Origin of the sequence: Sorangium sp. So ce726, assembly GCF_051521405.1 — a bacterium.
GTDB lineage: Bacteria > Myxococcota_A > Polyangia > Polyangiales > Polyangiaceae > Sorangium.
In genome coordinates, this window is sequence record NZ_CP150349.1 from 4,476,640 (window position 1) to 4,499,795 (window position 23,156).

General features: G+C 71.4%; 17 protein-coding genes. 7 read left to right on the forward strand and 10 right to left on the reverse strand.

What is annotated here, in order from left to right; all coding sequences use genetic code 11:
* Positions 1-8: 8 nt before the first annotated feature.
* The 5 genes from pstA to WME79_RS16720 form a co-directional block, all read right to left on the reverse strand.
* Positions 9-920, reverse strand: coding sequence for a phosphate ABC transporter permease PstA (pstA, locus tag WME79_RS16700; protein ID WP_437536555.1), 912 nt, complete (start codon positions 918-920; stop codon positions 9-11).
* A complete protein-coding gene (gene pstC / locus WME79_RS16705; RefSeq protein ID WP_437536558.1) occupies positions 917-1,900 on the reverse strand; it encodes a phosphate ABC transporter permease subunit PstC in 984 nt (327 codons plus the stop codon). Before pstC ends, pstA begins: the two co-directional genes overlap by 4 nt.
* Before the next feature lie 80 nt (positions 1,901-1,980).
* Positions 1,981-3,090 carry a phosphate ABC transporter substrate-binding protein PstS gene (gene pstS, locus WME79_RS16710; RefSeq protein ID WP_437536561.1) on the reverse strand — a complete coding sequence of 370 codons (1,110 nt, stop codon included), beginning with the start codon at positions 3,088-3,090 and terminating at the stop codon, positions 1,981-1,983.
* A gap of 96 nt (positions 3,091-3,186) precedes the next feature.
* Positions 3,187-4,683 carry an ATP-binding protein gene (locus tag WME79_RS16715; protein ID WP_437536563.1) on the reverse strand — a complete coding sequence of 499 codons (1,497 nt, stop codon included), beginning with the start codon at positions 4,681-4,683 and terminating at the stop codon, positions 3,187-3,189.
* Between the two features lie 7 nt (positions 4,684-4,690).
* Entirely contained in the window at positions 4,691-5,386 is a 696-nt protein-coding gene (locus WME79_RS16720) for a response regulator (RefSeq protein WP_437536566.1), read from the reverse strand.
* Positions 5,387-5,717: 331 nt separating this feature from the next.
* Between WME79_RS16720 and ndk the strand changes: the two genes are divergently transcribed.
* Genes ndk through dapE form a run of 4 tightly spaced genes read left to right on the forward strand, consistent with a single transcriptional unit; the run spans position 5,718 to position 9,081 of the window.
* Entirely contained in the window at positions 5,718-6,152 is a 435-nt protein-coding gene (gene ndk, locus WME79_RS16725; RefSeq protein WP_437536569.1) for a nucleoside-diphosphate kinase, read from the forward strand.
* Complete coding sequence (locus tag WME79_RS16730; RefSeq protein ID WP_437536571.1) at positions 6,152-7,063, forward strand: hypothetical protein; 912 nt, start codon at positions 6,152-6,154, stop codon at positions 7,061-7,063. Before ndk ends, WME79_RS16730 begins: the two co-directional genes overlap by 1 nt.
* 42 nt (positions 7,064-7,105) lie before the next feature.
* Entirely contained in the window at positions 7,106-7,981 is an 876-nt protein-coding gene (locus WME79_RS16735; RefSeq protein WP_437536574.1) for a 2,3,4,5-tetrahydropyridine-2,6-dicarboxylate N-succinyltransferase, read from the forward strand.
* Positions 7,978-9,081: a succinyl-diaminopimelate desuccinylase gene (dapE, locus tag WME79_RS16740; protein WP_437536577.1), complete on the forward strand. Its 1,104-nt coding sequence runs from the start codon at positions 7,978-7,980 to the stop codon at positions 9,079-9,081. Before WME79_RS16735 ends, dapE begins: the two co-directional genes overlap by 4 nt.
* 85 nt (positions 9,082-9,166) lie before the next feature.
* Here dapE and WME79_RS16745 read toward each other — a convergent pair whose 3' ends face one another.
* From WME79_RS16745 to WME79_RS16755, 3 genes are all read right to left on the reverse strand, one after another.
* Positions 9,167-10,159 carry a sensor histidine kinase gene (locus WME79_RS16745; RefSeq protein WP_437536580.1) on the reverse strand — a complete coding sequence of 331 codons (993 nt, stop codon included), beginning with the start codon at positions 10,157-10,159 and terminating at the stop codon, positions 9,167-9,169.
* Between the two features lie 197 nt (positions 10,160-10,356).
* Positions 10,357-10,785, reverse strand: coding sequence for a response regulator (locus WME79_RS16750; RefSeq protein ID WP_012235585.1), 429 nt, complete (start codon positions 10,783-10,785; stop codon positions 10,357-10,359).
* Between the two features lie 228 nt (positions 10,786-11,013).
* A complete protein-coding gene (locus WME79_RS16755; protein WP_012235586.1) occupies positions 11,014-11,478 on the reverse strand; it encodes a response regulator in 465 nt (154 codons plus the stop codon).
* A 340-nt stretch (positions 11,479-11,818) separates the two neighbouring features.
* Between WME79_RS16755 and WME79_RS16760 the strand changes: the two genes are divergently transcribed.
* Both WME79_RS16760 and WME79_RS16765 read left to right on the forward strand, forming a co-directional pair.
* A complete protein-coding gene (locus tag WME79_RS16760; protein ID WP_437536583.1) occupies positions 11,819-12,631 on the forward strand; it encodes a sensor histidine kinase in 813 nt (270 codons plus the stop codon).
* Positions 12,632-12,751: 120 nt separating this feature from the next.
* Positions 12,752-16,846, forward strand: a complete 4,095-nt coding sequence (locus WME79_RS16765; protein WP_437536586.1) for a hypothetical protein — start codon at positions 12,752-12,754, stop codon at positions 16,844-16,846.
* A gap of 224 nt (positions 16,847-17,070) precedes the next feature.
* On the opposite strand, the gene WME79_RS16770 is transcribed toward WME79_RS16765, so the two are convergent.
* Entirely contained in the window at positions 17,071-19,098 is a 2,028-nt protein-coding gene (locus WME79_RS16770) for a DsbA family protein (RefSeq protein WP_437536589.1), read from the reverse strand.
* 411 nt (positions 19,099-19,509) lie between these two features.
* Positions 19,510-20,004: a hypothetical protein gene (locus WME79_RS16775; RefSeq protein WP_437536591.1), complete on the reverse strand. Its 495-nt coding sequence runs from the start codon at positions 20,002-20,004 to the stop codon at positions 19,510-19,512.
* A 289-nt stretch (positions 20,005-20,293) separates the two neighbouring features.
* Here WME79_RS16775 and WME79_RS16780 point away from each other — a divergent pair, with 289 nt between their 5' ends.
* A complete protein-coding gene (locus tag WME79_RS16780; RefSeq protein WP_437536594.1) occupies positions 20,294-23,125 on the forward strand; it encodes a serine/threonine-protein kinase in 2,832 nt (943 codons plus the stop codon).
* Positions 23,126-23,156 lie beyond the last annotated feature (31 nt).

Sequence of the window (23,156 nt, forward strand, 5' to 3'; positions counted from 1 at the left end):
GAGTGCCTTTAGCGCGCCTTGACGCTCCGCGACGTGGCGATGCGCGCGAGCAGGTTGAGGAGGAAGACGATGACGATCAGCACGAGGGCGCCGGTCCACGCCTCCTGCTGCCATTTCGGGTAGGGCGATGTAGCGTTCCGCCAGATCTGCACCGGCAGCGAGGCGATGGGGCGGTCGATGGCGAAGCTCCAGTACGACGAGCCCAGCGCGGTGAGGAGCACCGGCGCGGTCTCGCCGGCGATGCGGGCCACGGCGAGCATCACGCCGGTACCGATCCCGGGCGAGGCCGTCCGGAGCACGACGAGGAGGCTCGTGCGCCACTCCGGCACGCCGAGGGCGAGCGACGCCTCGCGGAGGTGGGCGGGCACCAGCTTGAGCAGCTCCTCCGTCGTGCGGGTCACCGTCGGGAGCATCACGATCGCGAGCGCGATGCCGCCGGCGAGCGCCGAGAAGCGCTTCATCGTGACCACGACGAGGGCATAGACGAACACACCGATGGTGATCGACGGGACGCCGCCGAGCACGTCGGCGATGAACCGGATGGCGGCCGCGAGCTTGCCGCGCCCGATCTCGGCCAGGTAGATGCCGGCGAGGATGCCCGTCGGCAACCCGATGCTGCAGCCGATGGCGACGAGGATGAGCGTGCCGACGACCGCGTTGCCCATGCCGCTCCGCTCCTCGCCGACGGGCTTCGGTAGCTGGGTGAAGAAGTCGAGCGACAGCCCGCTAAGGCCCTTGCTGACGACGTAGATGAAGATGAGAAACAGGGGGACCAGGACGACGACGGCGCTCGAGACGCAGAGCCCTTCGAAGAAGTAGCTGCGTACGCGGCGCAGCGTCTCGCCGGGCGCGGGCTCGAGCAGCGTGCGCTTGGGGGCGCTCGTGGGGCTCGCCACGGGGACAGGGGTGTCGCTGTTCATGCGCGCTTCTCCAGCTTGCTCTTGGTCGAGCTCACGAGCCACCGGGCGAAGAGGTTGAGGAGGAGGGCGACCCCGAAGAGGAGCAGCGCGACCTTGGACAGCGCCGACACGTACATGTCGCTGGTTGCCTCGACGAACTCATTGGCGATGACGCTCGCCATTGAATAGCCGGGGTGGAAGATCGACGCGCTCACCTTCGGGACGTTGCCGATCATCATGGTGACGGCCATCGTCTCGCCGAGCGCCCGGTTCAGCCCGAGGATGATGGCCCCGATGATGCCCGAGCGCGCCGAGGGGAGGACCGCGTAGCGGATCGTGTCCCACGCGCATGCGCCGAGGCCGACCGCCGCCTCACGGTGCAGCTGGGGCACCGCCTGCATCACCTCGCGCGACACCGACGTGATCGTGGGGACGATCATGATGGCGAGGATGACGCCTGCGGCGAACATGCCGAAGCCGAGCGGCGGGCCCTCGAAGAGGGGGATGTAGCCGAAGTACTTGATGATGACCGGCTCGACGCTGTCCCGGAGCCAGGGGCGGAGCACGGCGATGCCCCAGAAGCCATAAACGACGCTCGGGATCGCCGCGAGGAGCTCGACCATGAACCCGAGCGGCTTGCGGAACCGGTGGGGAGCCAGATCCGACAGGAAGATCGCGAGACCCAGCGAGACGGGGACGGCGATCGCGATGGCGATCAGCGAGGTGACGACCGTCCCGTAGATGAACGGGAGCGCGCCGAACTCCTCGCGCGCAGGGTCCCACACGCGCCCGGTGAGGAACCCCAGCCCGAACTTGTCGATGGCGAGCCGCGACGATCGGACGAGCTCCAGCACCATCAGCGCTGGGATCGCGAGCACCGTCAGGCCGAACATCGTCAGGATGGCGCGGAACGCTCGATCCGCGCTGCGCGTGCCGTGTGGCGCGTCGCTCTGTGGCGCAGACGAGGCGGCTTGTTGCATCGGAACTTCTACGGTGCTCATGGACCTATCCTGCGCTCCTGCGCGCACGCCAGCCGCGCGCGGGAGAGCGCTGTTCGCACGGCTGACGCGCATCCTGGGGGTTATGGGGTGAGCAGGGGCTTGCCGTCAGGCCCGACCAACGCCGCGAGCTTCTTGTTGACCTTCTCGACGACAGCCGCGGGCAGCGGGGCGTAATGGAGGTCGTTCGTGAACTTCTGGCCGTCTTGCATCGCCCACTTGATGAAGTTGCCGAGCACCTTGCCCTTCGCGAGGTCCTTCTGCTCCTGGTAGACGAGGAGGTACGTGAAGCCGGCGATGGGGTATGCGTCCTCGCCCTCGGCGTCCACGAGCGAGATCCGGAGGTCTTCCGGCATCTTGGTGGCGGCGCCGGCGCCTGCGGCGGTCGTGCTCTCCAGCGACGGGGTGATGAACTTCCCGCTCTTGTTCTTGAGCGACGCGAACGTGAGCTTGTTCTGCATCGCGTACGCGAGCTCGATGTAGCCGATCGAGGCGGGCGTGCTCGTGATGAGGGCGGAGACGCCGTCATTGCCCTTGGCGCCGAGGCCGCCAGGCCAGTTGACGCTTGTCCCGGTCCCTGGTCCGCTCTTCCAGTCCGGGCTGACCGTGCTCAGGTAGTCGACGAAGATCTTGGTCGTCCCGCTGCCGTCCGAGCGGTGGACCGTCGCGATCTCCTTGTCGGGGAGCTTCACGTCCGGGTTCTCCTTCTGGAGGGCCGGGTCGTTCCACTTCTTGATCTTGCCCAGGAAGATGTTCGCGGCCGCGTCCGGCGTGAGCTTCAGGCCAGACGGGACACCCTCGAGGTTGTAGGTCAGCACGACCGCGCCCAGGCAGGTCGGCAGGTGAAGGATGCCAGCGGCCTTCCCGAGCTGCTCCTCGTTCATCGGGGCATCGGTGGCGCCGAAGTCGACGGTCCGCTCGGTGATCTGCCGGATCCCACCCCCGGAGCCGATGGACTGGTAGTTGATCTTGACCTTGGAGTTGGCCTTCTGGAACTCAGCGATCCACTTTGTGTAAAGAGGGTACGGGAACGTCGCACCCGCGCCCGTCAAGGTGATGTCCCCATCCGCGGTCGGCTGCGGCGCGGTGTCTTTCTTCGCGCCGGGGAGCGAGCCGGTTTCTTGGGGGGCATCAGAGCGACCGCATGCCGCGGTCAGGAGGAACATCGCCAGGGTGAGCAGAATTCGAGCCATGCACAGCAAGGCGTAATCGAGTTTTGTGACAGCTCCGTGACGGCAAGGTGGAACAGCGAGTACCGCGCTTTCCTGGCTTTGCGTGGTTCGCGTGGATCACCCGGCGCGCGCCAGGCGGACGGTGAACTGGGTGCCGCGGCCGATGGCGCTCTCGACCTCGATCGAGCCGTTCATCAGCTCGACCAGGTGCTTCACGATGGCGAGGCCGAGACCGGTGCCGCCCAGATCGCGCGAGCGGCCGGCGTCGACTCGGTAGAACCGCTCGAAGATGCGGCCCAGGTGGTGAGGCGGAATACCGGGGCCGTCATCGGCGACGGCGATCGTCACCTGCTGATCGACCGAGCGCGCCTTCACGGTGACGTGAGCTCCCTCGCCCGCGTACTTGATGGCGTTGTCGAGCAGGTTCATGAGCACCTGCTCGAGCGCGCGGCGGTCGCACCGAGCGGGCGGGAGCGCGGAGGCGTCGACGATCAGCGTGACCCTGCGCCGGCGCGCCGCCTCCGCGAGCAGCTGCGTGACGTGCTCGATGGCGGGGGCGATGTCGAGCTCCGACAGCGCGAGGCGGAAGTTCTTCGCCTCGATCTTCGAGAGGTCGAGCAGATCGTCGACGAGGTGGCGGAGGCGCTTCGCGTGCCGATCGATCACGTCGACGAACTCGGCGGCCTCATGGGGGTCCTTCAGCGCGCCGAGCTGAAGCGTCTCGGCGGCGGTGCTGATCGCGGTGACCGGGGTGCGCAGCTCGTGGGACACGTTGGCGACGAAGTCGGTCCGGATCGTCTCCAGCCGGCGGAGGTCGGTGACGTCGTGGAACACCGCGATGAGCCCTGGCTCGGCGGACGCGCCGTCGTGATCCGCGCCCCACGCGGCGAGGGCTTCGCGCTCATCCTGACCGAGTCGCTCCGGGCCCTTCCGGCGGGACACGCGCACGAGCAGCCGCCTCGGCAGCGTCCGCCCGAGCTCGACCTCGACGTCGACCGGCTCGTCCCGCCTGCCGGCGAGCTGGATCGCCTCGGTGAGCCGCGCGTTGCGGATCGACTCGATGACCGATCGACCGAGCGCGTCCTCGCCGAGGGAGGCCATCGCGCGGAGCGCCCGATTGGCGAGGAGGATCCTCCCGTCGCGATCGAGCACGAGGACGCCCTCGCTCATCCCGTCGAGGATGCCCGCAAGCAAGGCACGCTCCGTCCGGACCTCGGCGGTGGATCGGGAGAGCTCGCTCGTGAGGTGGTTCAGCGAGCGCGCTAGTTGGCGGAGCTCGCCCGAGCCGCGCAGCGGGGCGCGCGTCGACAGGTCGCCCTCGGACATCGCTTGCGCGAAGCGGGTCAGCCTCCGGATCGGGCGCGTGACGAAGAAGGCCGTGGCGGCGCCGACCGAGACGGCGACGACGATCACGGTGCCCATGCCGAGCAGCAGGGTGCGCCGCGAGCGAAGGAGAGCGGCGTCGACGGCGGCGCGCGGGCTGTGCTCCGCGAGCAGCGCCGCTTCCATGTCGCGTGCGGCGAGGCGCTCGATCGGGACGCCAGCGACGAGGAGGGCGAGCACCGTCCCCGCCGCGAGCTTCGCGCCGATGCCCAGCCCCCTCAGCAAGCGCATGGGCCCTCTAGGCGATCTCGGGCTCGGCGCGGAACCGGTAGCCGACGCCGCGCACGGTCTCGATGTAGTCGCCCGCCGCACCGAGCTTCTCGCGGACGCGCTTCACGTGGGTGTCGACGTTGCGCGCGGTGACGTCGACGTGCGAGCCCCACACCTCGTCGAGCAGCAGATCGCGCGACAGCACGCGCCCGCGGCGATCGTAGAGCATCATGAGCAGGCGGAACTCGAGCGCGGTCAGCGCAATCTCGGCCTCCTGCACCCAGGCCCGGTGCGCGGCGCGGTCGACCCGCAGGATGCCGAAGTCGAACTTCTCCGGCGCCGACGCCGGGCTCTCCGAGCGCTTGAGGATCGCCCGGGCGCGCAGGATGAGCTCGCGCACGCTGAACGGCTTGACGACGTAGTCGTCGGCTCCGAGCTCGAAGCCGACGATCCGGTCGATCTCCTCGCCCTTGGCCGTGACCATGATGACTGGCACCGCCGAGGTCTGCGGGTTCTGCTTGAGGCGGCGGCAGATCTCCGTGCCCGACATGTCCGGGAGCATCAGGTCGAGCAGGACGAGATCGAACCGCTCCTCCTTGACCGCGCGGAGCGCTGTCTCTCCGCTCCCGGCGGACACCACATCGAACCCGGCTTGACGGAAGTTGTAGGTGAGGACGCGCTGGAGGTCGCGCTCGTCCTCCACAATGAGCACATGGCTCGGCATGGCCGATGTATGTAGCAGCGCATTGTGACAGCTTGATGGCGATCGCGCGTGTCGCGCGTCGCTCTCGCGAGACGGAATTGCGACAAGGACGAGATGGAGCGTGAGCGCGAGGAGAGCGCGGAGAGCCGAGACGGACGGCGGGCGGGTCGGACGCCGCCGACCCACAACCGGGGGCGCGGCCGAGAGAGCAGCCTGGAGCGGTGTGGCGGGACGAACAGCGATGACGGAAGCGCGATCCGGCGGTGATCGTGCAGCGAGGCGGGCGGTGGCCTCCCAGGACGGAATGCGTGGCGCTTGCAACGCTCGGCGTTTTCGCCTAACTGGGCCGCCCATGGCCCTCGAGCGAACTCTCTCAATCATCAAGCCTGATGCGATGGAAAAGAACACGGCCGGCGCGATCGTCGCCCGCCTCGAGCAGGAGGGCTTCACGGTCAAAGCGATGAAGCGCATCCACCTTACCCGCGCGGAGGCCGAGGGCTTCTACGCGGAGCACCGCGGGCGCGGCTTCTTCGACGAGCTCGTGACGTTCATGTCGCGCAGCCCCATCCTGGTGATGGCGCTGGAGCGCGAGGACGCGGTGGCGAAGTACCGCGAGGTCATCGGCGCGACGGACCCGGCCAAGGCGGCGGCAGGGACCATCCGCAAGCTCTACGGGGCGAACGTGGGTGAGAACGCGGTCCACGGGTCCGACAAGCCGGCGACCGCCGCGCGGGAGATCGGCTACTTCTTCGCGGGTTACGAGGTCGCCCCGAGCGCGACGACCTGATGCTCGGCGAGCGGCTCGCGGCTGCGCTCGGCGCGGCGCGGGACGGCGCGGCGGGCATCGAGAGCTTCGCGCACCTGCTCGGCTCGCGCCGCGTCGGGCCGCGTGGGGTCGCGCTCGCGCTGCCGGAGGTGTGCGAGGGGTGCGCGGCGCTCGTCACTGCCCTCGACAGCCTGTCCGCGGCGGTCCGCGACGGCTTCGTTGAGACAGATTCCGCCGTGGCGGCCGACGCCGCCGTGGCGGCCGACGCCGCGGCGGCCGACGCCGCCTGCGCGGTCCTCGGCCACGCGGGCGTCGAGGTCGCGCGCCTCACGGACGAGCTGTCCCGCGCCGCGGCGGGCGCCTCTCCGGCGCGTGGCCCTGGCCGCGGCCGCGGAGATCGCGGCGGCTCCGAGCGCGGCATCGACGCGCGGCAGCGCCTCGGGCTCGAGGCGTCGGTGCGCAGGACGGCCCGGGAGCTGAGCGGCGCGCTGCGCCTGTCCGAGCTCGTGATCGCGACCCTCGAGCTGCGCCCGACGCCGCTCGATCTCATCGACGTGCTCCGCAACTGGAGCGCCGCCCCGGCCGAGGGGCGGCCCGTGGTCCGCATCTCGATCGCCTCCTCCGACGGCCGCGCCAACGAGGTGGAGGGCGACGTGCGCGCCGTGAGCGGGCTGATGGAGCTCACGGTCGGCATCGTCAGCGCCGCGGGCGTATCGAGCCCGCACCTCACCGTGTCCCGCCTCTCGGACGGGCGCTCGACGGTGCGCATCGCCGAGCGCGGCCCGCGCGAGGGGGCGCCCGCGGTCGCGCTCGACGTGGTGCTGCGCGACGGCGGCGAGCGGGCGGCCGCCGTGGCCCGCGTCGTCGCGCGCCGCGCGCGCATCGAGCTCGTCGAGGGGACGGGCGGGCGCGTCGTCACCATGACGTTCTGACCCCGGTGCCGGTGCTGGCTCGGCCGTGCTAAAGGCGGCGCCATGGCCACCGAAGAATCCATGAAGTCCCTTGTTGAGGCGGCGTTCCGTGACCGCGAGCTCCTGCGCTCGCCCGCGCACGAGGCCGCGGTCCTCCGCACGATCGAGTGCCTCGATCAAGGCCAGCTCCGCGTCGCCGAGCCCGACAAGACCGCGCAGGTGGGCGGCGAAGGCGCGGCGTCCACCGGCGAGGGCGCGCCGCACAGGTGGGTGACGCACGCGTGGATCAAGGAGGCGATCCTGCTCTACTTCTCGCTCCGCGGCATGAGCGTGATGGAGGCCGGCCCCTTCGAGTTCCACGACAAGATCCCGCTCAAGCGCGGCCTCGACAAGGCGGGCGTGCGCGTCGTCCCGCCGGGGACGGTGCGCTACGGCGCGTTCCTCGAGCAGGGCGCGATCGTCATGCCCGGCTACGTGAACATCGGCGCGTGGGTCGGCTCGGGGTCGATGGTCGACACCTGGGCGACGGTCGGCAGCTGCGCGCAGATCGGCAGAGGGGTGCACCTCGCCGGGGGCGTCGGCATCGGCGGGGTGCTCGAGCCGCCGGGGGCGCGGCCGGTGATCATCGAGGACGGCGTCTTCGTGGGCTCCCGCGTGATCGTGGTGGAGGGCGTCGTGGTCGAGGAGGAGGCGGTGCTCGGCGCCGGCGTGGTGCTCACCGCGTCGACGGCGATCCTGGACGTCACGGGGCCGGAGGTCGTCGAGTACCGCGGCCGTGTGCCCGCGCGCAGCGTGGTGATCCCGGGAACGCGGCCGAAGCGCTTCCCCGCAGGGGAGTTCTCGATCCCCTGCGCGCTCATCATCGGCAAGCGGAGCGAGGCGACGGACCGCAAGGTGTCGCTGAACGCGGCGCTGCGAGATTTCGCGGTGCCGGTGTGAGCGCGCGCTCCGACGCGGACGCGGCGGCCGCGGCCGATCTCGCGGACACGCTGCTCTGGCTCTGCTCCGTCCCGTCGCCTACGGGCGAAGAGCAGGAGCTGTGCTGCGCGGTGGCGGAGCGGCTCGGTCGGGCTCGGCTCGCCGCGCCGGTGCGCCGCCATGGCGACTCGCTCGTCGTGCAGGTGACGCAGGGCACGGGCGGCCCGAAGATCGCGCTGGCCGGGCACCTCGACGTGGTGCGCACCTCGCACGACGGGCCGCCGCGGATCGAGGGGGATCGCCTCTACGGCCCCGGCGCGAGCGACATGAAGTCAGGGCTCGCGCTGATGCTCGACCTCGTCGAGGGCGAGCGGGAGGCGATCGCGGGCGTGGATCTGACGCTCGTGTTCTACGCGCGGGAGGAGGGCCCGTACCTGGAGAACGAGCTCGCGCTGGTCATCGAGCGCGAGCCGGACCTCCGCGCGCTCGATCTCGCGGTGTGCCTCGAGCCGAGCGACAACCGGCTGAGCCTCGGCGCGAGCGGGTCGCTCCACGCGGGGCTGACGTTCCGCGGGCGGACGGCGCACAGCGCGCGGCCGTGGCAAGGGGAGAACGCCATCTACAAGGCAGGCCCGCTCCTGTGCGAGCTCGCCGCGCTCGCGCCGCGCGAGGTCGAGATCGACGGATTCGTCTACCGCGCCGTGACGACGGCGACGATGGCGCAGGGCGGGCGCGGGCGGAACGTCGTTCCGGACGAGTTCACGATCAACCTGAACCACCGCTTCCCGCCTGGGACGTCGATCCAGGAGGCGCAGCGGACCATCGAGGGGCTCGTGGACGGCCGCGCCGAGATCGCCTGGCGCGACCTCAGCCCTTCGGCGCCGCCGCACGCGTCGCACCCGCTCGTCGTCGCGCTGCGCGAGGCGGGCGTCGCCGCGGTCGAGCCGAAGCAGGCGTGGACCGACGTGGCCCGCTTCGCGGAGCTCGGAGTGCCTGCGGTCAACTTCGGCCCCGGCGAGAACGCTCAGGCGCACCAGCGCAACGAGTGGTCGTCGCTTCGAAAGCTGTCCGAGGGTCGCGCGATCCTCCGCCGCTGGCTCTCGGCGCTCGGACCGGCCTGACGCCGCGCGCGCCCTCCGCGTCAGGGGGGATCCCGCCTGATGCGCGCTCCGCCTTCGGGGCGCGCCCCGGTGACCCTCGTGCCCTTCAGGTGGCTGTGCGCACCGAGAGCCCGGCGGCGGGGATGGTGAAGAAGAACGTGCTGCCCTGGCCGGGCGAGCTCTCGACCCAGATCGTACCGCCGTGGGCCTCCACGATGCCCTTGGTGACGAACGCCGCGAGCCCCATCCCTTGTCCCATGGGCCTTCGAGGGGACGCGTGGCGAGCGAAGAGCAGCGGCTGCTGATCCGGGGAGATCCCAGGTCCGGTATCGGAGATCGAGAATCGCGCGTCGGTGCCCGACGGCTCGGCGCGCACCGTGATGCGTCCGCCCTTCGGCGTGAAGCGCATGGCGTTGCCGAGCAGGGTGGCGATGACCTGGACGATGCGCTCCCGATCGCACGCGATGGGCGGCAGGTCGTGCGGCAGCTCCTTCGCGATCTCGAGCGGCTTCAGCGCGACCGTGGGCGCCACGAGCTCGATCGCCTTGTCGAGGATCGGCTCGACCTCGTGCGCGCCTTTGCCGACCTTCAGCGAGCCGCTCTCGATGCTCATGGCGTCGACCAGGTCCTGCGCGAGCTGGTTGATCTCGTCCGCCGCGCGGGTGATCGCCTCGAGCTGCCGCCTACCCGGGCCCTCTTGAGGGACGGATCGCATGAGCATGCGGGCGCTCACGACGATCACGCTCAGCGAGTTCCTGAGGTCATGAGAGATGGTGGATACGGTCTCGCGCAGGATGCGCTCTGCCGCCTCCGCGCGGCGCTCGAGAAGCTGGCGCTGCTCCTCGATGATCCGCTCGCGCTTGGCCGCGTCGCCTCGAGGGGCGAGCCGCTCCGCGTCCGCCTTCGATCGCCTGGGCGCCCTGGCGCGCAGGGTCGCCGGTCCCGCGGATCGAGGCCCGTTCGCTGTAGCGGACGTCGAGCTTCTTTTCGGAGCGCGCAGCGGCGCCGCCGTGGTGCGCCCGCGGAGCGTGCGGCCGTGCGCTGCATCGGCGCCGTCCGCCGCGTTCTTCCCGGCTTTTTTTCTCGTCACCCCCGCCATTCTTGTCCCCTCGTGCCTCTCAAGCCCTCAGTTAGCCAGAAAGACCGCACCGAGAATAGTCAGGTGGTGCCGCAGTCAAGTCCTGGCAGCGCGGGAGCGCACGTGCGCTATTCGCGGTCTCGTGAGGGCACGCGCCTCGCGGAGCTCGCGAGCGCTGTGTAGGTTTTGCTGGCTGTGGAGAGGGGATTCGCGGCGCGTCAGGGCGCGCTTTCCGGCTGCGATGACGCGCTGCCGCGCGACAGGAGGCGGCGAATCTCGAGCACGAGCGTGTCCGGCAGACACGGCTTCGTCAGGAAGGCGTCGCACCCCGCGTCCTTCGCCTCGCGCGAGTGCCCCGCGAGCGTGTGACCTGTGAGGGCGACGATGGGGATCCGCATGGTGCGAGGATCGCTCTTGAGGTGGCGCGTCGCCTCCCAGCCGTCGATCTCGGGGAGCGAGAGGTCCATCAGGATGAGGTCCGGGATCAGCTCGAAGGCGCGGTCGAGCGCCTCGCGCCCCGTCGCCGCCTCGGCCACGCGGAACCCGGAGAAAGACAAGTACTCCGCGAACATCTCCCGGTTGTCCTGGAAGTCGTCCACGACCAGGACGAGCGGCGAGACCGCGTTGTCATCAGACTTCACTTCCATCCCAGTGAACCTTTCCATTCCTCGGCGCGCCGCGCCGCCCGATCGGTCGTAAGGGGCTCCGGCATCGCTCGGCCGGCCTCTCACGCAGGGTCATGTAGGGGGGCGATCCGCTCGGGTCACGTCATGTTTGTATACCTGATTGCGGGCACAATGCCGGGCATTTCCCCTCCCACGCAGGGGTTATCCTGCATTTGCCCTGAAGGGCTTTCAGGTTGCTCCTGACGTGTCCTAGGTAGGTCCGTAGGGTCGGCGGACGCCGACGATCTCGTGGAGCAAACGAGCAGCGCTGTCCCAGTCGACCGGCTTCACGAGAACACCGTCGAACGCCGAGGCGTTGAGGGCGGCGCGGGCCTCGAGATCGCGACGGCCAGTGCACGCGAAGATGGCGACGTGCTGGGTCGCCGGATCGGCGCGCAGCGCCTCGGCGACGACGAAGCCGTCGATGCCGGGCATCCTCAGGTCACAGAGGATCACATCCGGCACGTCCTGCGTCGCGAGGAACACGCCACGCAGCCCGCCGGCTGCCCGCTCTACCAGGAAGCCGTGCGCAGCGAGCGCCGCCTCCGCCATGACGAGGAAATCGGGATCATCATCGACGATGAGGACCCGGCGCCGCCGCTCGATCACCAGGGTATCCTCGTCTCCCTGCTCGTCGTGATGCTCGGTGAACTCTCTGCGCTCTGCCTCGGACATGCTCCCCCGCTCGCGGCTCGGCTGACAGCGCTCCCCAGGTGCTCGGGCTTCGATGCGCTGATGCGCGGAAGCGTGGAAGGAGAGCAACGAAGAGCAACGGCCTCCCGCCGGCGTTTCTGGAAAGGCCCCCCCGCGCTGGTGGAGGCGGAACCTGAACCCCAGGTACACCTTGTGCCCAGGTCGCTTATCCGCAACCATCAACTGTCCAGCGCAGATGGGGGTCTCTGCGCGGTTCACCCCCAGCCTCCGGCGACCGCTGTTTCGGGGCAGCCCCGACGACAGTTGGCTTGCTCGTCTGATGCTCGAGGTCCGCGCTGCTGCATATTCGGAGCAGGCGTTTATGTGGATGGATGACGAGTTCTTCGCGCGTGTGGGCCACGATCTTCGGGGCGAGCTGGCGACCATGCTGGCGGGGGTCCACTATCTCCTGCGTTACCAGAAGGACCTCGGGGCGGCGCCGCGGGACATGCTGGAGCGCGTGCGCGGGGCGGGCGAGCGGCTGAAACGGCTGCTCGACGAGTTCGACAACTCCATCTGGCTCCGCGCGGACGCGAGCCGTCCCATGGCGATCGCCTCGTGCGATGCAGGCGAGCTCGCCCGCCGCGCGGCGGGGCATCTCGAGGAAGCGGCCACCGCGCGTGGCGTGCGCATCTCCTTCGATGCCGAGCCCGACGGGGGCGCCCCCGTGGAGGGGGATCCGGAGCTGCTCCGGGTGGCGATCGAGTACGTGCTCGGCTTCGCCATCCTGCGCTCGCGTGATCGCCCGGTGCAGATGCGCGTCTCGATCTCTGGCGGTGAGGCGGTGGTGACCGTCATCGACGAGGCCGGCCCCGTCGCGCCGGAGCCGCTCGCCCGGCTGCTCGATCCGTTCGGCGAGCGGGCGGCGATCCCCGCCGACCCTGTCGCGCCGCGCCGTAGAGAGCGGCTGGGCCTCGGGCTCGCGATCGCGCGCGGCATCTTCGGCGCGCACGGGGGCGGGCTGACCGTGGAGTCGTCGTCCGAGCCTGCGGACGGCGGGCCCACGGAGCCGGCCTCGGGGCTCTCGGCGACGGGGCTGCGATTCACGTGCTCTCTCGGCGCCGTTCGACGGGGCTCTCCCCCCGAGACGAAGGGTCGCGGCTCCGCGGCAAGCGCGAGCGGCGATGAAGGATGAGGTCCTGCCCTGGGCTCGCAACGCGCGGATCGTGTCCGATGAAGACTTCGTCTAGGATGGACTCGGTCGCACGTCGCGAGCGTGCTCCAACTTCCACCGCCCACCGATGAATGCGCCTCGATGCCGACGCTGAGCTCTCTCCTCGTGCAGCATGGGGTTACCTCGATGCGGGTGGTCGAGGAGGCGATCGCCCGCCAAGTGCTCCACGGTGGCGATCTCGCCACGAATGTGCTGGAGCTGGGGGCGGTGCGTGAGCGAGAGCTCACGGCGCTGCTCGCAGAGAGCCTCGGGCTCCCGCCCGCCGTGGGCCGATTGCGGCCCGCGTCGCCCGAGGTGCTCCGGACGATCCCGGTCGATCTTGCGGTCCAGCACCGCGTGTTTCCCCTCGACGTACGCTCTGGCCTCGACGTGGCAGCGACGGGAGCCCCGCAGCGCGAGGCGACGCTCGTCATCGCCACGGCAGAGCCCCTCGCGTTGCCGGTGGCGGAGGAGCTGAGCTTCGCGCTGGGGGTCAGCCTGCGGCAGCTCGCCGCGCCGCTGGTGCGCATCCGCCAGGCGCTCGCCGAGCACTACGGCGTGGCGCTGGAGCGGCGGTTGTCGCGGCTCGTGAAGCAGCTCGACGCACGCGCCGAGCCGAGCCCCGACGAGTCGAACCAGGCGAGCCAGTCTGGCCCTGCGGTCCCGCCGGCAGCGTCGCTGCCGTCCGCCTCACCCGCGGGCGCCGACGCGGCTCCGCATGCGACGGTCGACGCCAGCTCGTCCGCGCAGGTCGGCACGGCTTCTCCTGCCGAGGTCGTCGCGGATCCTTCGGCCGAGCTCGCTGGGGCCTCGCCCCATGGCGGCGAGGCGGATTCGCCGGCCAGCGTCCGCCCCACGGCGCCTCCAGGAGTCGACGCGGCTTCGCCGGCCAGCGTCGATGAGCTCGAGGATGCTGCTGAGACCCTGCAGAAGCGACCCAGCATCGAGGATGCTCCGACGGTCGAATCGCTGACCTCGATCTACGACGAGGACACGGTCACCGCGGACGTCGCGCTCAACGAGGCGGTGCCCACGCCGAGGAAGCCGCCGCTCCACGAGATGGATGACGAGCCGACGGTCGTCGCTGCGTATCCGCTCGATCTGTCCTCGCTCCGCTATCCCGAGGCGCACATGCCTCGGGTCGAGGCGGTCGCTTCCAAGCGCGCCGCACCACCTCCTGGTGAGGCGGCCGCGCATCCCGGCCAGGCGGCTGCGTTGCAGGAAGAGCCGGCGATCGAGCCGGCCGTGCCGACGCCGCGCTCCGAGCAGCTCACGCCGCACCTTTCGTCGCTGGCGGCATCGGAGGCCGCGCACACGTCGCCTCCCGTGGAAGCCTCGGGGCCGCCCATCGAAATCCCGGAGCCGGCCCCGAAAGCAGCGGCTTCGCCGGCATCGGCGCTGTCCGGCGTGCGTTCGCCAGCGCCAGGCACTCAGCTCCTGACGGGCTGGCTGAAGCGGGCCTCTGCGGCGCACCGGCCTCAGCAAGAGCCGCTGCCGCGCGCCGCTGCGGCGCTCCAGCAGCAGCCTGACGGATCTGAACCCGCGGCGTCGGCACCGGCGGCGTCGGTACCTGCAGTACCGGCACCTGCGGCGCCGGTACCCGCGGCGTCAGCGCCTGTGGCGCCGGCACCCGCAGCGTCGGCACCTGCGGCGCCTCCGGCGGAGCGACGCGAGCTCTCCTCGAGCGCACCGGCGGCGAAGGTCTCCATGCGCGAGGCGGGACGGTCTGCGTCCGCTGCGCAGAGGCGCAAGGGCCCCTTCACGCTGGCCATGGCCGAGCAGTCGCTCGCCGCCGTCGGCTCGAGCGAAGAGGTGCTCGCGGTCCTCTTCGACTTCGCTCAACAGTACTTCGAGTACACGGTCCTGTTCACGGTGCACGGCGAGCGCGCTGAAGGCCGCAACGCTTCAGGTCCAGGCGCCGAGCGTGAGCGCGTCACGAAGATCGCCGTGCCCTTCGAACGCCCGAGCGCCCTCGCCAGGGCGCGCACGCTCCGCGCGCCGGTCGTCACCGCCATCGCTGGCAGTGCACCTGACGCCGAGCTCCAGCGCGAGCTCGGCAGGAAGGGCCATGCGGCCGCCGTGGCGGTCGTCCCGATCGTCGTGCGCGGCCGCGTCGTCGCGCTCATCTACGGTGACGACGGTGCCACATCGGTCGAGCTCTCGAGCATCGGAGACCTCATCGCGCTCGCCGGCATCGCGGCGACGGTGCTGGAGCGGCTCATTCTGCGGAAGAAGCAGAACCGCAGCGGTGGAGCCCAGCAAAGCGACGGCCCGGCGCCCCACGATGCCGCCACGCCGCAGCAGAAGGCGCCCGCGCCGCAGCAGAAAGCGCCCGCGCCGCAGCAGAAAGCGCCCGCGCCGCAGCAGAAAGCGCCCGCGCCTTCAGAGGATACCGCTGCGCCTCCGGAGGACGCCGCTGCGCCGATGGACGAGCAGGCCTCGGATGGCCCGCTCTCCCTGCGCACCCGCGCCGCGCTCATGGAGCTGAGCAGCATGGTCCGCGGGGACGCGCACGGCTCGCACGTCGCCGCCGCGGGAGCGCAGCTGCCTGCGGCCGATGCAGATCGCGACGCGGGAGAGCCCCCGCCCGCCGACTCCTCGGACGTCGCGCCGCAAGCCGTACGGCCGCAGGGCGGCTGGACCACGGAGGACGGCGCTCCGGGGATCGACGCCGTCGCGCGGGCCTTCGGCCTTCGCGGCACCGGCGTGGAGGCCGATCCCATGCGGCCGGACGAAGGTGTCGCGCACGCGATGGCCTTCAGCTCGACGATCCCGCCGGCCCCGACGCCGAACGCACAGCGCGTGGGCTCCGAGCCGCAGTTCCGGTCGGGCCGCGAGGTGGACGCTGACGTCGTGTCGGGCACGGCCGTCACGGCGCCGATGATGCCGGCGGTCACGGCGCCGATGATGCCGGCGGTCACAGCGCCGATGATGCCGGCGGTCACGCCGCTGCCTGGGCCGCGCGCCGCAGCGTCGTCGGCGCCGGCGATCATCGACGAGATCCCCGACCTCGAGATCCCTGCGGCGCCGGTCCCTTCGGCGTCGGAGGACCTCGATCTCGGCGAGCCGGAAGAGGCGCGGACGAAGCGGTACTCACGGCCTCCGTGGATGCTCGACAGCTCGATCACGCCGGGCGCAGAAGAGCACCGGGAGCTCGGGCCGGCGCCGGCCGCGGGGCGGCCCTCGTGGCGCCGCCGCACGCCTGTTGCCGTCGAGACCGCCACGGCGTACGCGAGGCCCCCGTCCGAGCGGCGCGCCGCGGTCTCGCCGTCGCCGGCCGGCGACTTGCGCGCCGAGTACACCTCGCTCCTTCAACATGTCCTCGCGGGCGGCGAGGCCGGCGCGAGGGCGTTTGCCGAGCTCGTGCGCAACGGCGACACGGCGATCTCGATCGTCGCCGCGCGTTTTCCCGGTCCGCTCCGGGTCGATCGTCAGCGCTTCCGTGAGCAGCTCGCCGGCCCGGAGGGCGCCGCGATCGTCGCCACCGCGCCCCCCGCCTCCCAGTGCGGGCCGCTGCTCGAGCTCATCGTCGCGATCCGGCGCCCGGCGCTGCCCTTCATGACCGTGCGGAGCGCCTCGCCCGATCCCGAGGTGCGCCTGTGGGCCACGCACGTGCTCGGCGAGCTGCCGTACCCGGAGGCCGCGAACGCGCTGCTCCCACGGCTCTTCGACGACAGCATCTCCGTGCGGCGGATCGCGATCCAGTCGGCCGCCTCGCTGATCGCGGCGCCGCCTGCGGGCGGCCCGATCCTGCAGGGGCTCGATCACATCGCGCGCGACCGCGAAGAATCGTCCGCGCGGCGGCTCGCGGCCATCGAGACGATGACCGAGATCCGCTCGGGAGCCAGCGTGCCTGCGCTCATCAGCGCGCTCACCGATCCTCACGAGGCGATCGTCGAGGCGGCCGCGCGGGCGCTGGTCGTCGTCACGCGGGACGATCTCGGCCGAGACGCGCGCAGGTGGCTGTCGTGGTGGTCGAGGAACGGCGAGCGCCATCGCATCGAGTGGATCATCGACGCCCTCACGCACGAGAAGCCTGCCATCCGCCGCGCGGCGATCGACGAGCTGAAGGGCGTCACCAAGGAGTACTTCGGCTACTACGAGGACCTGCCGCGGCAGGAGCGGGAGGCCGCCCAGGAGCGCTACCGCGCGTGGTGGATCTCCGAGGGGCGCTCGCGGTTCCGCACCACCGGCTGAGGCCGCAACCACGGAGCGGGTGACGGCCGGGGCGGCTCGCAGCGCCGCCTCCGGTGGGAACAGCGCGCCGACGCCTCACGGGCGACGGGCGCGCAGAAGGAAGTCCACCGGAGCCCGCGTCACGCGGGGAGGTGGGCGACTCAGCCGCTCAGCGGGAGCCGCCCGTCAGGTGGGCTTCAGGGAGGGTCAGGGGAAGGGGAGAGAGCGAACCGCGCAGCGGCGGTTCACTTCGGGGCGGCGGGGGCGGCGGCCGGCTGCGCGGGGGGCGCCGGCTTCTTGACGGGCAGCCCGGCAGGCGCGGTCTCGCCGGCCTCCTTCATGGCCTTGTCGATGAGCTTCTTGAACTTCGAGAACGGCTGCGCGCCGCTGATGAAGTAGCCGTTCACGACGAACGCCGGCGTCCCGCTGATGCCCGCCTTGTCCGCCACGGCGCCCTCGGAGTCCACGAACGCCTTGTGGGTGTTCCCGTCGAGCGCCTTCTTGAACTTGGTCAGGTCGAGGCCCTGCTCCTCGGCGTACTTCTCGAGCGAGGCGCGCGAGAGGCCGTCCGGCTGCCCCTGATTCTTGAAGAGCACCTCGTGGTACGCCCAGAACCCGGCGTTGCCCTTCTGCGTGTAGGCCTCCTGTGCGGCCTCGGACGCGAGCGGCGCGTTCTTGTGCATCGGCAGCGGCCGGTGGCGCCACACGATCTTCAGCTTGTCGCCGTAGGTCTTCGAGATCTGGGAGACCGTGTCCTCGACGCGCTTGCAGAACGGGCACTCGAAGTCCGAGAAGACCTGCATCACGACCTTGGCCTTCTCGCCGCCCTTCCACGGGCTGTTCGGCGCCGGCGCGGAGACCTCCTTGCGCTCGGGCGGCGGCGGCTCCTTGCCGTCCTTGATGATCTCGGCGTAGAGGTCCTTGGCGGCGACGCCCTTGGCGAGCAGCGCCTCGGACTTCTTGATCTCCTCGTCGACGATCGCCTTGAACTTGTCGATCGGCTGCGCGCCGACGAGCCGGCGGCCGTTGATGAAGAAGTGCGGGGTCCCGGACGCCTGCAGGTCGTCCGCGAGCTCCTGATCGGCGGCGATGGACGCGCCGTGCTTCTTGGTGGCGATCGCGGCCTTCACCTTCTCGACGTCGAGCCCGAGCTCCTTGGCGTAGCCGAGCAGGTCCTCGTCGTTGAGCTTCTGCTGGTTCTTCCAGAGCAGGTCGTACGCGTCCCAGAAGCCCTTCTCGCCCTTCTGCGCGCGGGCCTCCATGGCGAGCTCAGCCGCCGGCTCGGCGCGCTGGTGGAACGGGAGCGGGTTGTTCTTCCAGACGAAGCGGACCTTGTCCCCGTAGGTCTTGACGAGCTCGTCGAGGGTCGGGACGACCTTGCTGCAGAACGGGCACTGGAAGTCGGACCACTCGACGATGGTGACCAGCGCGGTGGCCGGGCCCTTCGCCGGCGCGTCGCCGACGGGCACCTTCCAGACGGTCTTGTCGTCCTCCTGCGGGCGCTCGCGGTCCTTCTGGGGCGGCGCCTTCGCCTTGTTCTCCGCGGCGAGCTTCGCGTACACCTTGTCGGGCTTGGTCCCGGCGGCGACCGCCGCCTGCGCGGCCTTGAGCTGCTCGTCGATGACGGACGTGAACTTGTCGATCGGCTGAGCGCCGCTCAGGAACACGCCGTTGATGATCGAGGCGGGCGTGCCGGTGACGCCCGAGGTCTTGCCGACCGCCATGTCGGCGTCGATCTTGGCCATGTACTCCTGCCGATCGTACGCCGCCTTGAACTTCGCCCTGTCGACGCCGGCGTCGCCGGCCCACTTCTCGAAGTTCTCGGGCGAGAGGCTCTTCTGGTTCTGGAACGCGAGCTCGTGGAACTTCCAGAACGCCTTCGAGCCGCCGAGGCGGAACACGGTCTCGGCCGCGAGCGCCGCCGGCCGCGCGTTCTTGTGGAAGGGGAGCGGGTTGTTCTTCCAGACGATGCGCAGCTTCTCGGGGCCGTACTTGTCCTTGAGCTGGTTGATCGTCGTCTCGACCTTGCTGCAGAACGGACACTCGAAGTCGCTGAAGACGACCATCGTCACCGGCGCCGCCCGCGTGCCCCACAGGGGGTCCTTCGACGACACCGGGACCGCCGCGTCCTCGTCGGTCCACGGCTGACCGTCCTCTACGGCCGCCGAGATCTCATGCCCGCGCGAGCCGGCGCTCCGATCGATGCTCCACATCAGCCCCATCCCTGCGATGAAGCAGAGAAGAAAGCCGACGATGGCTGTTCCCTTGTTCATGATGTTTCCTCTCTCAACGTGGTGGGGCTCCGCCAGGCGGGCCCCTCCTTCAACGCGGGTGCGGCACCGGGTGCAGCGCCCGCGACAAGATCGCCAATCGTGAGCTCCCGGGGCGGCGAGCCACCCCGGGCCAAGGGAGCCGCCGCCGCGTGCGAGCGGCGCAGCTCCCAGCGGAGCGCCAGGGCCGCTCTCGACCCCTCACGCCGACGCCTGCGCCCGGCCCCGAGCGCGGCTGGCACGTCGCCCTCGAGAGGGCGAGCCTGCGCGACGTGGGACCGGACCAGCGCCTAGGAGGCTCGGGTCAGACCGGCAAGCGCTCCGGATCTCGCGGCAGCGCCGCCTCGCGCCAAGAGCTGAGGTCTACGAGAGACCGCGCGGCGCGATCGCGTGCGGGCTGCCAGCGAGCTCGCCTCATCGAGGCGGGTGGTAGACGCCCTGCGCGACGCCGGGACGTGGTCCTCCGGAGACCGCCGCGAACGAGAAGAGCGAGAGGGGCGCGCACGGGGCAGGGAGGACGAGATCCGGAAGGAGCAACGCCTGCTGCGGGGCGCTGGAGAGCTCGCTCACAGGGCCGGGGTGCCGCGAGTTCGGCCCGACCATCGGCCCGCCATCGCTCCCGGCGCAGCCTGGCGCCGCGTCGATCCGCGCGTCGGTGATCGGGAGGGTGCGGGGCGGAGCGACCGAGGAAGCTCCGCGGGGATCGCAGATGGGGGCGTCCCTCGTCTCGCCCGTCGCATCGTCGACGCTGGTCAAGACGGTGCACGACGGCTCGTCCGGCGGGGCGACGATCGTCATCCGATCGTCGTCGCACACCGGGACGATCGCAGCGCGCGCTGTCAGCGGCAGGACCAGCGCCAACGCGAACGTCAGCACGGTCATCAGGCGCTGGACAGCGTGTCGCGACATCCATCGCAAGGATTAGCCGACGCATGCGGGGAGAGCAATGGCCCGGATCCCCGCGGGAACGCGGTACGTCGGGCCTTCCTGGACGGATCCCGACGCTTCTCCAGGGTACCGCCCGGAGGGCGCCACTTGTCGACAGGGTGTGGATAACCCTGTGGATAAGGTGGAGAGCCCCTGTGTCGAAACAGTGGTTCGGGCGGCCCGCGCCAGCAGGAGCACGGCCGGTTTCCGCGTCGCGCAGCGATCCGCGCGAACTTGGCCCACCTTGTCCTACATCCGGTAGGTTCGCTTCATGGCGAACTCCTCCGCGACCGCGCCTCGCCCGGTTCCTCCGCCCTCGCACGAGCCCACCAAGAGCGGCTTCGCTGCGGACGATGTTCCCCGGCCGCTCGGCCGTTACGTACTCCTGCGGCGCATCGCTCGCGGAGGCATGGGGGAGGTGTTCCTCGCCTCCACGACCGGGCTGGAAGGGGCCGAGCGCCCCGTCGTCGTGAAGATCATCCGCCGCGAGCACGCGTCCGATCCGAGCTACATCGCCCGGTTTCTGGACGAAGCGCGGGTGCAGGCGCAGCTCCAGCACTCCGGCGTCGCGCAGGTCATCGAGGCGGACGTCGACCCGGCGACGGGGGAACCTTACGCGGTGGTCGAGCACGTCGAGGGCCGGAGCCTCGGCGAGGTCCGGGCCCGCGCGGTGCAGCTCGGGCATCGCTTCGACTGGGCGGAGGCGGTCGCGATCGCGACGATGATCGCCGAGGCGCTCGCCCACGTGCACGAGCGCAGGGACCCTTCGGGCGCCGCGCTCGCCATCGTCCACCGCGATCTGTCGCCGCAGAACGTGATGCTCGGCTTCGCCGGCGACGTGAAGATCATCGATTTCGGCACCGCCCGCGGGCAGAACCGGCGCTGCCACACGGTCGCGGGCGTCGTCTTCGCGAAGCCTGGCTACGTCGCCCCGGAGGTCGCCAACGGAGACCCGGGCGACGCGCGGGTCGATCTCTATGCGCTCGGGATCATGCTCTGGGAGCTGTGCGCGGGGCGCCGGTTCCTGCAGGGCGACGCGCAGACGCACATGGCCGCGGTCGCGCGCAACCAGAACGACCCGCCGCCTATCGCGCTGTCGCTCGGGGCCCCATCGGCGCTCGACGCCGCCATCGGGCGGCTCACGGCTTTCGACCGCGACGCCCGGTACCCGTCGAGCCGCGCCGCTGCGCGCGATCTTGCCGCGCTCCTCGGGGCGGCGGTCGCCCTGCCCGGCGGCGAACGCGGCGTGCGCGCGCGGGCCGCGCACCTGATGCAGCGCCTGTTCCCGGGCGAGCCGGGGCGCTCGCGCAGCGAGTTCGCGGCCCTCGTCTCCGCTGCCAAGGCCCACCGCGCCACGGCCGTGACGCCGGTGAGCCCGCGCGCGGAGGCCATGGCCTCCGCCGAGCGCGTGGACGACGGCACGCTGCCCGGGACCCGCTACCGGCTGCTGCGCGAGATCGGGACGGGCGCGAGCAGCACCGTCCACGAGGCGGAGCACGTCGATCTGGGGCGCCGCGTGGCGCTCAAGGTCGTCTCCGCGGAGCACTCGGCGACCGACGTGATCGCGAGCCGCTTCCGCCGCGAGGCGCGCGTCCTCTCGCGCCTCTCCCACGAGCACCTGGTGAAGGTCCACGATTTCGGCATGGCCGCGGATGGCCGGCTGTTCTGCGCCATGGACCTCCTGGAGGGCGAGACGCTCGACGCCGTGCTCGTCCGCGGCGGCGCGATCGACTGGAGGGACGCGCTCGCGATGGCCGCCAAGGTGCTGAGCGCGCTCGAGCTCGCGCACGCCGAGGGGCTCGTTCACCGGGACATCAAGCCCGAGAACCTCTTCATGACGCGCCCGCGCGGCGCCGAGGGGGCGCTCTCCCTCGCGGACGCCGGCCTGAAGCTGCTCGATTTCGGGCTCGCGAAGCGCCTCTCCGACGAACGCGGTGAGGCCGACGGCGTCTCGGACGAGACGGGCGCCGGGGAAGGGCCGGCCCGGGCCGCGGTCGCCATCGTCGGGACGCCCGAGTACATGGCCCCCGAGCAGGCCGCGTCGGGGCGCATCGACGGGCGCGCCGATCTCTACGCGCTCGGCTGCGTCCTCTACGAGATGCTCACGGGGCGCCTGCCGTTCGTCGAGCAGAGCCTCGTCGCGCTGATCGACGCGAAGATCAAGGGCAGCCCCGAGCGCCTCCGCGAGCGCGCGCCGACCCGGCAGATCCCGACCTTCGTCGACGATCTGGTGATGCGCGCGCTGGCCCGTCATCCGAGCGTCCGCTTCCAGAGCGCCGCCGAGATGAGAAAGGCCATCCTGGATGCGCTGGGGCAGCCTGCTCGCGCGCGCACCCGCCGCCGCGCGCTGGGGTTCGCCGCGGTAGCCGCCGCGATGGCGCTCGCGGGCGTGCTGGTCGTCGGCAAGGGGCGTGAGCAGGTGGCCCGGGTCCCCGCGGTCGCTGCGCTCGTCGGCGCTGCGGGCGACGCGACCGCGTCGTCGAGCGACGAGGCGCAGCGCGCTGCGGAGGCGCCGGCTGTCGCTGCAGAGGCGCCAGCGGCAGCGGCAGCGGCGGAGGCGCCGTCGCTCGCGGCAGCGGCGGAGGCGCCGGCAGGCGGCGCGCTCGCGGCAGCTTCCTACGCGCCGGCGTCCGCCGCGGCAGCTCTCGCCGCGGCCGGCGCGGCAGGGCAGGGGAGCGCCACGCCATCGGCCCTCGCGGCTGTGCCCGCCGCCGGATCGGATGCCGCCGCGCCCCCAGAGGGAGCCGCGCTGCCTGAGGCGGTCGCGCCCCCTGCACAGGCCGCCATCGCGAAGAGCGACGCGGCGAGGCCGCCTGCGAGGGCCGAGGCCGCCCGGCGCGCCCCGGCGATGGCCGCGCGCGCGCCGTCGTCGAAGGCCAGCAAACCTGCGGCGCGCGGCGCGGCGGATCGCGCCTCTCGCGAGGTCGCGAAGCGCGAATCGAAGGCGCGCGAGCGATCGTCCTCGTCTGCGGCGCGCGACTCGGCCGCGCCGACACCCGCGCGTGGCGAGGCTGACACGGCCGCGAAAGAAGCGCACGAGGATCGCAGCGAAGCGAAGCGGCGCCGTCACAAGCGGCGGTCCCGGGTCGCGAAAGCGGAGTAGCCGCGCGTCGCGCGGCGCATTTCGCTCGCGC